Annotated in this window: 15 protein-coding genes; 8 read left to right on the top strand and 7 right to left on the bottom strand. The window is 39.3% G+C overall.

Translation table 11 applies throughout. The features are described 5' to 3' along the window. The first annotated feature begins 92 nt into the window (after positions 1-92). Positions 93-1,121, top strand: a complete 1,029-nt coding sequence (locus ACZ9EE_RS09975) for a ThiF family adenylyltransferase (RefSeq protein WP_476026651.1) — start codon at positions 93-95, stop codon at positions 1,119-1,121. 194 nt (positions 1,122-1,315) lie between these two features. On the opposite strand, the gene ACZ9EE_RS09970 is transcribed toward ACZ9EE_RS09975, so the two are convergent. After that, the gene (locus ACZ9EE_RS09970; RefSeq protein WP_476032917.1) at positions 1,316-1,879 is read right to left on the bottom strand and encodes a DUF2777 domain-containing protein; all 564 of its coding nucleotides are present in this window, start codon (positions 1,877-1,879) and stop codon (positions 1,316-1,318) included. Positions 1,880-2,110: 231 nt separating this feature from the next. Here ACZ9EE_RS09970 and asnB point away from each other — a divergent pair, with 231 nt between their 5' ends. Next, positions 2,111-3,958: an asparagine synthase (glutamine-hydrolyzing) gene (asnB, locus tag ACZ9EE_RS09965; RefSeq protein WP_476026649.1), complete on the top strand. Its 1,848-nt coding sequence runs from the start codon at positions 2,111-2,113 to the stop codon at positions 3,956-3,958. A 93-nt stretch (positions 3,959-4,051) separates the two neighbouring features. Then, positions 4,052-5,557, top strand: a complete 1,506-nt coding sequence (locus ACZ9EE_RS09960; RefSeq protein WP_476026647.1) for an alpha-amylase family glycosyl hydrolase — start codon at positions 4,052-4,054, stop codon at positions 5,555-5,557. 107 nt (positions 5,558-5,664) lie between these two features. Here ACZ9EE_RS09960 and ACZ9EE_RS09955 read toward each other — a convergent pair whose 3' ends face one another. Both ACZ9EE_RS09955 and ACZ9EE_RS09950 read right to left on the bottom strand, forming a co-directional pair. Continuing rightward, the gene (locus tag ACZ9EE_RS09955; RefSeq protein WP_476026645.1) at positions 5,665-6,537 is read right to left on the bottom strand and encodes an SDR family oxidoreductase; all 873 of its coding nucleotides are present in this window, start codon (positions 6,535-6,537) and stop codon (positions 5,665-5,667) included. A gap of 152 nt (positions 6,538-6,689) precedes the next feature. Beyond that, positions 6,690-7,181 (bottom strand): YajQ family cyclic di-GMP-binding protein, encoded by a 492-nt coding sequence (locus ACZ9EE_RS09950; RefSeq protein ID WP_476026643.1) that lies wholly within the window; start codon positions 7,179-7,181, stop codon positions 6,690-6,692. A 170-nt stretch (positions 7,182-7,351) separates the two neighbouring features. Between ACZ9EE_RS09950 and ACZ9EE_RS09945 the strand changes: the two genes are divergently transcribed. After that, positions 7,352-8,215, top strand: coding sequence for a CvfB family protein (locus tag ACZ9EE_RS09945; RefSeq protein ID WP_476026641.1), 864 nt, complete (start codon positions 7,352-7,354; stop codon positions 8,213-8,215). 73 nt (positions 8,216-8,288) lie between these two features. Continuing rightward, on the top strand, positions 8,289-8,420 hold the full coding sequence (locus ACZ9EE_RS09940) for a DUF3941 domain-containing protein (protein WP_215040192.1): 132 nt from the start codon (positions 8,289-8,291) through the stop codon (positions 8,418-8,420). A 108-nt stretch (positions 8,421-8,528) separates the two neighbouring features. On the opposite strand, the gene ACZ9EE_RS09935 is transcribed toward ACZ9EE_RS09940, so the two are convergent. Beyond that, positions 8,529-9,383: a DegV family protein gene (locus tag ACZ9EE_RS09935; protein ID WP_476026639.1), complete on the bottom strand. Its 855-nt coding sequence runs from the start codon at positions 9,381-9,383 to the stop codon at positions 8,529-8,531. 127 nt (positions 9,384-9,510) lie between these two features. Between ACZ9EE_RS09935 and ACZ9EE_RS09930 the strand changes: the two genes are divergently transcribed. After that, a complete protein-coding gene (locus ACZ9EE_RS09930; RefSeq protein WP_476026637.1) occupies positions 9,511-10,353 on the top strand; it encodes a YitT family protein in 843 nt (280 codons plus the stop codon). 65 nt (positions 10,354-10,418) lie between these two features. Here ACZ9EE_RS09930 and ACZ9EE_RS09925 read toward each other — a convergent pair whose 3' ends face one another. From ACZ9EE_RS09925 to ACZ9EE_RS09915, 3 genes are all read right to left on the bottom strand, one after another. Further along, positions 10,419-10,604 carry a DUF3813 domain-containing protein gene (locus ACZ9EE_RS09925; RefSeq protein WP_476026635.1) on the bottom strand — a complete coding sequence of 62 codons (186 nt, stop codon included), beginning with the start codon at positions 10,602-10,604 and terminating at the stop codon, positions 10,419-10,421. 1 nt (position 10,605) lies between these two features. After that, entirely contained in the window at positions 10,606-10,758 is a 153-nt protein-coding gene (locus tag ACZ9EE_RS09920) for a hypothetical protein (protein ID WP_430119191.1), read from the bottom strand. A 121-nt stretch (positions 10,759-10,879) separates the two neighbouring features. Beyond that, complete coding sequence (locus ACZ9EE_RS09915; protein ID WP_476026633.1) at positions 10,880-11,689, bottom strand: Cof-type HAD-IIB family hydrolase; 810 nt, start codon at positions 11,687-11,689, stop codon at positions 10,880-10,882. 313 nt (positions 11,690-12,002) lie between these two features. On the opposite strand from ACZ9EE_RS09915, the gene ACZ9EE_RS09910 reads away from it, so the two are divergent. Together ACZ9EE_RS09910 and ACZ9EE_RS09905 are read left to right on the top strand one after the other, a co-directional pair. Beyond that, a complete protein-coding gene (locus tag ACZ9EE_RS09910; protein ID WP_476026631.1) occupies positions 12,003-12,311 on the top strand; it encodes a metal-sulfur cluster assembly factor in 309 nt (102 codons plus the stop codon). A 10-nt stretch (positions 12,312-12,321) separates the two neighbouring features. Then, complete coding sequence (locus ACZ9EE_RS09905; protein ID WP_476026629.1) at positions 12,322-12,660, top strand: DsrE family protein; 339 nt, start codon at positions 12,322-12,324, stop codon at positions 12,658-12,660. Positions 12,661-13,160: the final 500 nt, after the last annotated feature.

Below are 13,160 nucleotides of genomic sequence, written 5' to 3'. Positions count from 1 at the left end.
TAAAATTAAAAAAGTCAGTTATATCAGATAATTGTTTGATAAAATAATAGTAGAATAGTTGGATTGAAGCGGTTATAGAAAAGAGGGAGTTCATGAATGAGTTAGCACGGTATTCTAGACAAATCCTTTTTCAAGGTATTGGGGAAGAAGGACAAAGAATTATGCTGAGGAGCCGGGTGGCAATTGTTGGGGCAGGGGCGCTAGGGACGGTCATTGCCAATCATCTTGTCCGCTCAGGGGTAGGATATATTAGGTTAATCGATCGAGATTTAGTGGAATGGTCCAATCTGCAGCGGCAAATTCTCTATACAGAGGAGGATGCGCGCAGGCAGCTTCCAAAGGCGATCGCCGCCCAAAAAAGGCTGAAGGAAATTAATTCTACTGTTATGGTTGATGCCGTTATAGCCGACTTGAATCTGGACAATGCCGAAGAGCTATTATCAGGTATGGACGTTATAGTTGATGGAACTGATAATTTTATGACCCGTTTTTTAATTAATGATGTAGCTGTCAAGTATGGGATTCCCTGGGTACATGGAGCGGCTGTAAGTTCGCGGGGAATGTTTGCTGTTATTAAACCGGGGGTAACCCCCTGTTACCGTTGTCTCTTTCCCAATGTTCCGAGCGGTAATGGAGAGACGTGTGATACAGTGGGAGTGCTCTCACCCTTAACCGATATCATCGGTTCTTTTCAGGCGATGGAAACCATTAAACTATTAGTTGGGGCAGAAACCACTCCTAATCTAGAACAAATTGATATTTGGGATCTTTCATCCCTGCAAATGGATATTTCACAAGGAAGAAATCCTATTTGCCCTGCTTGTGGACAAGGACAATTTGATTTTTTAGATCGTTCCTCGGGGCATCAGATTGCTTACACCACACTTTGCGGACGTGATACGGTGCAAATTAATCCGAGACATAAAAGAGAGTTAGATTTAAAAAAGACAGCAGAGAATCTTCGAAAAAGTGGAAGAGTAGCGGTAACCGAATTTTTACTCCGTTTTTCTCCGGATGATGATGTATCCATTGTGGTTTTTAAAGATGCCCGCGTTCTTATTCATGGTACAAATGATATTGTAAAAGCTAAACAGCTTTACGCTAAGTATATAGGGAGTTAATAAACAAAAGGCTGGGAGTTTTCCAGCCTTTTGTTTTGAGATAAGAAAGAGAGTTCGACTTCGAGAATTGTCCAGCTCCAGGCGCCATCGGCTCGAGGTCACAAGCCAATCCGACCAAAAGGTTAAAGAACAACCTTTCGGCCGGCTCGTCTTGTGCTTGTCGCCGATAAACGGGCGCCTTTCGCTTTTCTAAGTTAAGAAATCATTTTTTCAATGACTAACCGTTTTCCGGTGTTTAAAGTGAATTCAAATCGATCATTGACTTTTTCAAAGTAGCAAAAATGATGCTGTACATTACAAATTTGTTCTTGATTGTCAAAAACCATAAAATTCACTCCATCTTTTCGATTTTCGTCCGATAAGAAGGATAAATGGTTATAACAGTAGATGCAGTCATAAATGGAAAAATTTAATGAATTTAATGTTGTAACAAACTGGAAAAAGGCGTCATCATTCACCCCATCCAATAGGCGCTCAAGAGAGTAAATTAAATGTTTTTTCATTCTAATCGTATCGTGATCACGAAGCATAATCGCTTCCTTTCCACAATGAATTTTTCCGGGTTCACCCAATATCCCTTTCTTCCAACGGTTCAGCCGGAAAACCTCAATTTCTTGATGAACAAACTCATCTAACATTGTCGCTTCTTCAGTTTCCTCATCGAAAAAAATCCATTGATCATTTATTTGTTCCACGGTTCCTACATTGTAAGCTCTTTGTTGAAAATCATATAGTTTTAATCGTTGTTGTCGATTCATCATTAACCTCCGTACGCAGTTGCTTTCATTTTTCTTTTTTGACATCTTCGTGTCTTTTTATAACCAGGTTATTTTTAAATCTTAAGTATAAAAATTTTATCCCGAAGAATCCATGTTCCATGCAGCGTTTGTACCATTCTATTTAGGACAATTAACCATTTAATCTGGGCTGAATAATATAGAGCATGTAATACCTGTTCAGTTATTTATTTGTAAGGGAGTGAGATGCGAATGTGCGGAATCTCAGGATGGGTTAATTTTAATAAAGTGATAAAAAACGAAACAGAAACCCTTGTAAAAATGGCGAATACATTGGCAAAAAGAGGTCCAGATGAAACAAATATCTGGCAGGATACACACGTTGGCTTCGGTCATAAAAGACTGATTGTGGTTGACCCTGAAGGCGGCAGACAGCCAATGACTAAACACAAAGAGGGTTTTGATTACACCATTTGCTACAATGGAGAATTATATAACACTGAAGATCTTCGCAAAATCCTTCTTACTAAAGGATATTCTTTTAAAGGTCATTCTGATACTGAAGTACTGTTAACAGCCTATATAGAATGGGCGGAAGAATGCGTTAATCATTTAAATGGAATCTTTGCTTTTGCCATTTGGGATCCAAAAAGAGAACAGCTCTTTATCGGACGAGACCGTCTTGGCGTTAAACCATTATTTTTCACTGAACATCAAAAAGGGATTATCTTTGCATCAGAAATTAAGGCTATTCTAGCTCATCCGGAAATCAAAACAGAGATTACTCATGAGGGGCTGGCAGAGGTCCTTGGTGTAGGTCCGTCAAGAACACCAGGGTCAGGTATTTTCAAAGGAATGCAAGAACTGCGGCCTGCCCATGCTTTAACTTTGTCACGAAACGGCTTAAAGGTTTGGCGTTATTGGAATGTGAAAAGTGAGGAACATAAGGAAAATGTGGAGGAGACAGCTGAAAGAGTACGTTACTTAGTTACAGACGCAGTAACAAGGCAGCTCGTTTCCGACGTACCATTGTGTACCTTTTTATCCGGCGGCCTCGATTCCAGTATTATCACAGCGATTGCTGCAAAAGGATTTGAAGACCAAGGTAAAGGGCAGCTTCATACTTATTCAATTGATTATGAAGGTAATGACCAATATTTCACTTCGAATGAATTCCAGCCAGATGCAGACGGAACATTCATTCAAATGATGACGGAAAAGTTCGCTACCCAGCACCACAACAAAACCATCTCACAAGAACAATTAGTTCATGACCTTGTAGAGGCGACTGCAGTTCGAGATTTTCCAGGAATGGCGGATGTCGATTCCTCCTTGCTTTGGTTTTGTAAAGAAATTAAAAAGGATTTTGTTGTCAGTTTGTCTGGAGAATGTGCAGATGAAATTTTCGGTGGATATCCATGGTTTCATCGTAAACAGGACTTAGAGCGGCCCGGTTTTCCGTGGATGCGTTCCGTTAATGAGCGGCAAAATCTTTTGAAGCCGTATTGGCGCGACCAATTAAAACTCAGTGAATTTTCTATGAATCAGTATCAACAGGCCATTGCTGAAACGCCAAAATTGGAAGGCGAAAGCTTTGAAGAAGCAAAGCGTAGAGAATTATTTTATATTAATATGACCTGGTTTATGACGACATTACTTGATCGAAAAGATAGAATGAGTATGGGGGCCAGCCTTGAGGTACGCGTTCCATTTGCCGACCATCGTCTTGTAGAATATTTGTGGAATATCCCTTGGGACATGAAAATGTATCGAGGCAGAGAAAAAGGACTTCTCCGCAAAGCCTTTGAAGGAATCCTGCCAGAGGAAGTCCTTTATCGGAAGAAAAGTCCATATCCGAAGACACATAATCCGGAATATACGGCCGCTATACAAAAATGGATGGGGACCATATTACAGGATAAATCCTCGGTATTGCATGAGTTTTTCCAAAAGGAACAGCTTCAAAGTATAGTGGAGACGGGCGGGGATTCATTTAAGGAGCCGTGGTTCGGCCAGCTAATGACCGGTCCTCAATTATTAGCCTATCTTGTTCAATTCCATACATGGTTTAAGAACTATGATATTAATATCGTAAATTAGGATTATTAAAATTTGGAATAAAAGCGGGATTAGATTAAAATGTTTATTGGAAGAGGGAACCTTTCCTCTTCCTTTTTTAAGGAGGAAAAAGCCGTGAAAAAAATATCGTTATTATTATTAACCTTTTTACTTTGCTCAAGCTTGCCTGCCCATGCAGAAATAAAAAAAGAAAACCGCTTATGGCAGGATGAAACCATTTACTCACTTATGGTCGACCGTTTTAATGATGGGGATATAAAAAATGATTTTAAAGTAGATGCGAAAAATCCCTTAGCGTATAATGGCGGTGATTTTCAAGGGATTATTGACAAATTAGATTACATACATGACATGGGTTTTACAGCCCTTCGGTTAACTCCGATTTTTGATAATACCCAAAATGGGTACCACGGTTATTGGGTTAAGGATTTTTATAAAACCGATGAGCATTTTGGCACAATCAAGACCTTTCAGGAGCTTGTAAAGGAAGCTCATAAGCGAAAAATGAAGGTTATTATTGATTTTGTTGCTAATAATACCGCTGCTGATCATCCGTGGGTAAGTGATCCTGCCAAAAAAAATTGGTATCATCCCAATCAGAAAATCGATGATGGGATAAATGGCTGGGTAGATGGTTTGCCAGATCTGAATCAGGACAACCCTGAAGTGAAAAAATATCTAATAGATGCCGCAAAATGGTGGATTAACAAAACGGATATCGACGGGTATAGCCTGCCGGAGGTCAATCAAGTTCCATTAAGTTTCTGGACTGATTTTTCAAAAGCCGTTAAAAAAGAGAAGAAGAATTTTTTCTTAATGGGTGTTCCGCAGGACAATGCGGCAATAGACGCGGCTAAGTACCAAAATGCAGGAATTGACAGCGTATTCGATAATGCCCAAAGTAAGAATTTAAGAAAGGCATTTGCCACCACGAATCAATCCTTTGCTGATTTGGACTTACCTTCAAGTCAAGATGGAAAGCCAGAATTAATGGCGAATTTTTTTGATAATGAGTATACGTCAAGATTTACGGCTGATATTGTGGAGAAACGACAATTTCCAGGTTCTCGGTGGAAAACTGCGTTGACATACCTTTATACAACCCCAGGTATACCGATTTATTATTATGGGACGGATATTGCCTTAAATGGAGGAAAAACCCCTGACAACCGCAGGCAAATGAACTTCCGAACGGAGAAGGATCTGATTGATTTTACAACTAAGATCGCTGAATTAAGGAACAAGCTGCCATCTCTAACAAGAGGGACCATGGAGATGCTTTATGATAAAGGCGGGATGGTTGTTTATAAGCGTGTTTATAAAGGTGAAACGGCAATTATAGCCATTAATAATTCCACAAAATCACAGAAAGTGATTTTAACGGATAAGCAATTAGCTGCTGATAAGGAACTTCGTGGTTTACTTGCCGGGGATTTAGTCCGCAGTCATAAGAATGACTACATCCTTATATTAGACCGGGATAATTCTGAAATCTATGTCCTTACCGAAAAAAGCGGGATTAACTTTACCTTTATTGCGGCTTTAGCTGGTGTGTTCATCTTATCTGTAATTTTCCTTTTATTAATTATTAAACGAGGGAAAAAAATGAAAGTAGAATAATTATTATCGGCGGAGACATCTCCGCCGATTTTTTTATAGATTAATGTATAGAATTGACTTTGGAAATTGTCCAGCTCTAGGCCCTAACGGCTAGTGTCCTCGTTTGCTTAACCATTTACAATTGTACCGCCATTAACATGGAGCATTTGACCACTAACATAAGAAGAGTCATCAGAGGCTAGGTATACATAGCTCGGTGCTAGTTCATGCGGCTGTCCAGCTCTACCTAGGGGTGTATTTGAACCAAATGCCGCTACTTGATCCTCAGGGAATGTTGATGGAATCAAAGGCGTCCAAATTGGACCTGGAGCAACACCGTTCACGCGTATCCCTTGTTTTGCCAGCGACATCGCCAATGAGCGTGTAAATGAGACAATGGCTCCTTTAGTTGCAGAATAATCTAATAGTTGTTCGTTTCCATGATACGCTGTGATGGAAGCCGTATTAATGATCGATGCTCCCTTTTTCAAATGAGGCAGAGCCATTTTGGTCATATAAAAGAAGGAAAAAATATTAGTTCGGAAAGTTTTTTCCAACTGTGAAGATGTAATATCTAATAAGCTTTTTTGTGGATGCTGCTCTGCTGCATTGTTGACAAGAATATCAAGTTTTTGAAACTCGTTCATCGTCTTGCTCACAATATCTTTACAGATATCTTCGGAACCAATATCGCCGGAGAATAGAAGACATTTGCGGCCTTCAGCTTCAATAAGCTGCTTTGTTTCTTCGGCATCTTGATGTTCGTTTAAATAAACAATTGCGACATCAGCACCTTCCTTTGCAAAATAAATCGCTACGGACTTGCCAATACCGCTGTCACCTCCTGTAATAATCGCTGTCTTTCCTGCCAGCTTTCCTCCCGGTTTGTAATTTGGATCAACTGAAAGCGGACGAGGATTCATTTCACTTTCTACCCCAGGCTGGTGATTCTGATGCTGTGGCGGAAAGGTGTTTTTTTGTTGATTTTGATTATTACTCATTTTCTTAACCTCCCAATGTATATTCACTGTTAGTGTGAGAAAAAAGAGTCAATTTCATGACCAAAATAAAAAGGCGAAGGATAATTTTTCCCTACGCCTTTAATATTACCCGCCACAGTGTGCCATAAAACTCCACACTCCCAGAGTTTTTATTATCGATAATTGATAAATTGGACATCGATACTAAGGTCAGCATCACGTACTAAGGAAATAACTTTTTGCAGGTCATCACGGCTTTTGCCGGTTACCCGGACCTGATCGTCCTGCACTTGGGTCTTTACTTTTACACCACTATTTTTAATAATCGTATTAATCTTTTTTGCGTTTTCTTTATCAATTCCTTGAGCAAGTTTTGCCCGTTGGCGTACAGTTCCGCCAGATGCTTTTTCGATTTTACCATAGTCCAAATTTTTAACAGGCACAGCCCGTTTAATTAATTTACTAAATAAGACATCCTTTAATTGGTCCATTTTATATTCGTCATCTGAAACAAGAACAAGTTCTTCTTTATCAAGTGATACTTCACTTTTACTGCCCTTAAAATCATATCGAGTTCCAATTTCTTTCATCGTTTGAGTGATTGCATTGGTGACTTCAGAAAAGTCAACTTTGGATACAATATCAAATGAGCTGTCTTTAGACATAGCCATACCTCCATTTAATTGATACATTACCTGCTAAAGTTTCCCTTTACGGGTACATTATAGTAAAATATAGCAGGTCAAACAAGTAAGAAAAGCTGAAGCGCCTAGGCGCTTCAGCTAGACAAGAAGAAAAGCGGAACGCCTTAAATAGAAAAGAGGAGTTAGAATAGATGTCTTTAACAGAATTTATTGGTCAGACTACCACATTAAATGTAGCCCGAATTACAGACTTTGGTTATTTCTTATCAGATGGTAATGAGGATGTTTTATTGCATAAAAACCAGGCACAGCAAGAATTAGTGGAAGGGGATGAGGTGGAGGTGTTTCTATTTACCGATTCTCAAGGAAGAATCTCCGCTTCCATGACAATACCAGAAGTTTCGGTCGGAACCTATGCTTGGGTCAAAGTTACAGATACAAATCCGAAAATTGGTGTGTTTTTAAACATCGGTCTCCCGAAGGATATTTTATTAGGTGCAGATGACCTCCCAGCGCATCAGTCCGTATGGCCGAAGGTTGGGGATATGGTTTATATTACGTTGAGAGTGAATCGCAGTAACTTGTTGTATGCCCGGCTGGCAAGCGACCAGGTAATCCAATCAATCTCAATTGATGCAACGAGGAAAGACTTTAATAAGAATATACAAGGCCATATATATCGTACAGCTAAGGTTGGCAGCTGGGTATACTCGATTGAGGGCTTTAAAGGATTTATTCATGAATCCCAGCGCAGTGTGGAACCTCGGTTAGGGCAAAAGGTTGAAGGGCGGATTATTGACGTTAAGGAAGATGGAACGATCAATGTCTCATTACTTGCGCGAAAAGAAGAGTCCCAAGATGTAGATGCAGAGAAAATCTATGAATATTTGATGAGCCGAAATGGTGCAATGCCATATAATGATAAAAGTATGCCTGAGGATATCCAGGAACGCTTCGGCTTAAGTAAAGGGGCATTTAAGCGGGCGCTAGGAAAGCTAATCAAAGAAGGTAAGGTCTATCAGGAAGGCAGCTGGACCTATGCAAAAAAAGATTAAGGTTTGCTTACATACTCTTTTTCTAAATGACAGACAATAAGTCTTGCTAAGAAAATTTGAAAGGAGTATCGATATGCCGCACACTTCTGATAATGATAAAAAAGCACAGGACAATAATGCATTAAGACATGAAAAAAATATGCTTCGTGAAAAAAATCGCCAGGCAGGAAAAAATCAGTACTCAAAGAAAACAGATCATAAATAACGAAAAGCGGAAGCGCCTTGACGCTGCAGCTAGACCATTCTCAAGGTCAATTTTTATATTTCTTTTCAAATAACCAAAAGAGCGGGGGAATCCCGCTCTTTTTCAAATTTATAAATCATTTAAAAAGAAAATAGAAATCGTTCCCGGGCCTGTGTGGGATCCAATTGCTGATCCAATGGAAGAGATATACACTTCCTTCGGGTGGAACTCGTTGATAATCATCTCTTTTACTTCAAGGGCAGTTGCTTCTGTATCTGCATGACTTATTCCGATGATTTGCTCATTCAATCGGGAACCCCGTTCCTTCATGATTTCAATAATCCTGCGGAATACTTTCTTTTGTCCTCTAATCTTTTCAATCGGTACAAGTTTTCCATCTTCCATATTTAAAATCGGTTTAATATTGAGCAAACCGCCTAAAAAAGCAGAAGCCTTGGAAACCCTGCCGCCCTTTGCTAAGTAATCTAAATCTTCAACTGTAAAAATATGCTCCATATGTTCACATCTAAATCGTACATCCGCTAAAATTTCCTCTTTTGAAGCATTTTGAAGGGACAGCTTAGCTGCTTCCATAACAACCAGACCTGCTCCAAGCGATGCACACTTTGTATCAACAATGGATAATTGAAAGTTTGGATATTTTTCCTTTACTTGGTCAAGAATCATAACAGCGGTTGAATAGGTACCGGATAACTCAGAGGAAAAGGCGATATAGATTCCTTCTTCATTTTTTTCAGCCATTTCTGTAAAAACTTCTTCAAATAAAAGAGGAGAAACCTGAGAGGTTTTCGGAACAACCCCACTCTTGATCGTATCATAAACCGTTTTGGGATCAATTGTTTTTACATCTTCATAATCTTGATCATTAATTTGTACCTTTAATGGGAATAATACAACATTATTTTCATTATAAAAATTTAACGGTAAATCACATGCACTGTCAGCAAGTATTTTTACTGTCATAAACGTACACCTGCTTTCCAAACATATAGTTAATAATTTAATTTCAGTTTATCGGTTTCATCTTAAAATTACAATTTCTAAATGGAGAAGTCGTCATAGCTTAATTTAATATTAAGGGGGAGTTCTATTGCTTTGGCTCCAAACTAAAAAAGTCGTGATAGTTATCGCTGGTGCATTTATAAATGCGCTCGCCATGAATCTATTTCTTATCCCAGCTAATATTTACTCCAGCGGTTTTACTGGTGTTGCTCAATTACTCTCAAAGGTACTAAGTGATTATACTCCCATCAATGTTTCGATGGGTTTTTTATTACTACTTTTAAATATTCCGGTTGCGGTTCTCGGCTGGAAAAAAGTCGGGAAATCATTTACAGTTTTCAGTTTTTTTAGTGTTTTACTTACTTCCTTATTTCTCTCAATGATTCCCATTAAACAAGTTTCACATGATATTTTACTTAATGCAGTATTTGGCGGGGTAATTCTGGCAATCGGGGTAGGAATCACGTTAAAATGGGGTGCCTCAACAGGTGGAGTCGACATAATTGCAATGGTGCTTTCCAGAATGAAGGACAAACCCGTTGGTCCCTATATGTTTGTCCTAAACGGGATTATCATTATTACGGCTGGTTTCCTTTATGGCTGGGAAAAAGCACTCTATACCCTTGTTACCTTATATACTTCCACTAGGGTAATTGATGCCATTCATACCAGACATGCAAAGCTAACCGCCATGATCGTTACAAAAAAGGCAGATGAAATGAAAAAGGCCATTCATGCTTCTCTTGTAAGGGGAATTACGATGATCCCGGCGAAAGGTGCCTTTTCGAATGAAACAAGAGAAATGCTGATGATTGTCATAACCCGATATGAACTTTTTGACTTAGAAAGAATAATTCAGGAAGTCGATCCTAATGCCTTTACGAACATTGTTCAAACGACAGGGGTTTATGGTTTTTTTCGAAGAGAATAATACAAAAAGAGAAAGCGCCCATTTTAGTCACTGATGTACAGCACTAAAACGGGCGCTTTTACTTACTACTTAATCTGATCTAGCTCTTGTTGCATTTGTTGGAGCTGGGCTTGTTCTGCTACAGTTGAATTGGCATAGGCAGAACTAAGGGCATTCTTTGCTTTTGCGACAGCAGAATCAAGGTCAGCAGGGCTGGCGGATCTCGCCATCTCCACAAATCGTCTGGCTTCCTGGAACAATTGGTTTCCCATGTTATATTCCTCCAAGCGAGGATTCATGCACATTGGCCATCTTCTGAGCTTCCGCTTCAGCGTAGGTCATGTGATAGGGAATACGTTCAGCATGTTTGCTGACAGTATCCACTCCTTGTTGGACAAAGCGTTTTGATTTGTTTCGTTTACCCATTCGAATCCCTCCAATATGCTCAAAGCTAAGATTGAAACAGCTTTGCTGCCTCAAAACTAGTATGCACATCTATTCTCCGGTTCATTTAGGTAAACTATGGCGAAAGATTGAATTTTTCACCTTACAAATTTAACAAATCCGCTAAATATTCACCAACTCCGTCTTCCTCGTTACTGAAGGTAACTCCTTTGGCAATATTTTTTACTTGGTCGATCGCATTTCCCATCGCAATCCCGTGACCAGCATATTCAAGCATCTCTAAATCATTGTCCTCGTCCCCAAATGCCACTATTCGTTCAGCAGGAATTCCGTAATAGTCAGCTGCTTTTTTCAAGCCAACTGCCTTATTTAAACCACTTCTAATAATCTCAATTACATGCCAAGGGGCAGCCCAACTGCGCTGTTCAATAACTTCAGCGTGTATCTCAGATAAGTGAGCGCGGATTTTTTTCAATTGGTCTTCTTCGGTATGAATGAGCAGACTTGTCGGTGAAGCGGTTAAATAGTCCGCCAAATCTCCCGTAGTGATCCGGGGGTTGCCATAACTAAAGAGCTCCAATAGCTTTTCATCATGATAATGGAAATAAATATCATCCATAACCTCGGCAATAATATTGTGAAATTTAAAGCTTCTACAAGCCTCTACAATGTCTTTTGCTACCTTAACATCAAGCGGCTCATGATAGAAACCCCAATTTTGGTCGAGGGGGTGATGTGTAAATGCTCCATTAAAATTAACAATCGGGGTATCTAATTCCAATTCGCGGTAATACATTTCACTAGAGCGGAATGGTCTTCCTGTAGCAATCATCACGATATGACCTTCTGCTTTTGCTTTTTCAATAACAGCCTTATTTCTAGTGGAAATGGTTTTATCGTCTTTTAATAATGTCCCATCTAAGTCTAATGCAATTAAATGTTTCTCCGCCACATGGACACCTACTTTTTTTATTTAATCGAAGTTGCTTTGCTTTAGAAAAAAGCTTGTCAACATGATACACTACCATTATGGTATGGATTTATTTCATAGGAGATTGAACTAAATATTCCTATATCTACTATGTTAACAATTTTTTAGCTAAGCTGTAAAAAAATTCACACCAGCTAATCGTAAAAAGCGATATACTTGTTTACGTAATTGCTTTTGGTTAAAGTTTACCATAAGTGAATAGGCCAGCCAAAAGCAGTACAAGGTAGGTTTAAGGTGTAACAAAAAAAATAAGTCCAAAAGGGAGTGTTTTTATATGAATGAAGAACTTAAAGATAATATAATGGGCGCATTAGAGCTTGTTATCGACCCAGAATTGGGGGTAGATATTGTTAATTTAGGGTTAGTCTATGATGTTGATATGAATGAAGAGGGAATGGTCACAATTAACATGACCCTAACGGCGATGGGGTGCCCGCTGGCAGGTACCATTGTTGATCAAGTAAAACGTGCTCTGGCAGATATCCCTGAGATTAAAGATGTGGATGTTAATATTGTTTGGAACCCGCCTTGGAATAAAGATATGATGTCTCGCTATGCGAAAATTGCCTTAGGAATCCGTTAAGGGTATAGATATGAAAAATAAAGTTATTTTGGTAAGCTCTAATCAACTTGGCAGGGGCGACCAATCACTTGGTGAAAATATTCTGGAAACTTTTTTCACGCTCCTTAAGCAAAAGGAAGAACTTCCTTTTGCTGTTTTTTGTATGAACAGCGGTGTGCTAACGATGACAGAGGAATCATTTGTTTCCGTCCATTTGCAGGAACTAGAGGAAAAAGGTGTCGATATTTTAGCATGTAAAACTTGTGCGGACCACTATGAGGCAGCGGATCGTTTAGTGGTCGGAAAAATTAGTGGTATGGCAGACTTTGTAGATTTAGCATCCAAGTATGATGTCCTAACTATATCTTAACAGTAGATAATATAGTCGGTAGTAGAAACACACGGTATTGTTCAGGAATATATCGTGTGTTTTTTTTATCCTACGGGTTCATATAGATTGGATTAACTGGCACAATTCCTAAAGTTAGGCTCATATAGACAGTCGCAGCTGGAATTTTGCTAAGTGAGTCCGAATGGATGCTATTGTTATCCGCAAGTTGGAGTTGCTTTCCGCAAATAGGAGTAGCTTATCCGCAAAAAGGGGTAGGCTATCCGCAAGTTGTGGCCTCATATCGGCAAGTAAATTCGCATTTCGCAAATAGGAGTAGCTTATCCGCAAAAAGGGGTAGGTTATCCGCAAGTTGTGGCCTCATATCAGCAAGTAAATTCGCTTTCCGCAAATAGGAGTAGCTTATCCGCAAAAAGGGGTAGGTTATCCGCAAGTTGTGGCCTCATATCAGCAAGTAAATTCGCATTTCGCAAATAGGAGTAGCTTATCCGCAAAAAGGGGTAGGCTATCCGCAAGTTGTG

Source organism: Bacillus sp. URHA0034, assembly GCF_056280405.1.
Note: the sequence above shows the minus strand (reverse complement) of the source record. Positions and strands in the feature narration are given on the sequence as shown.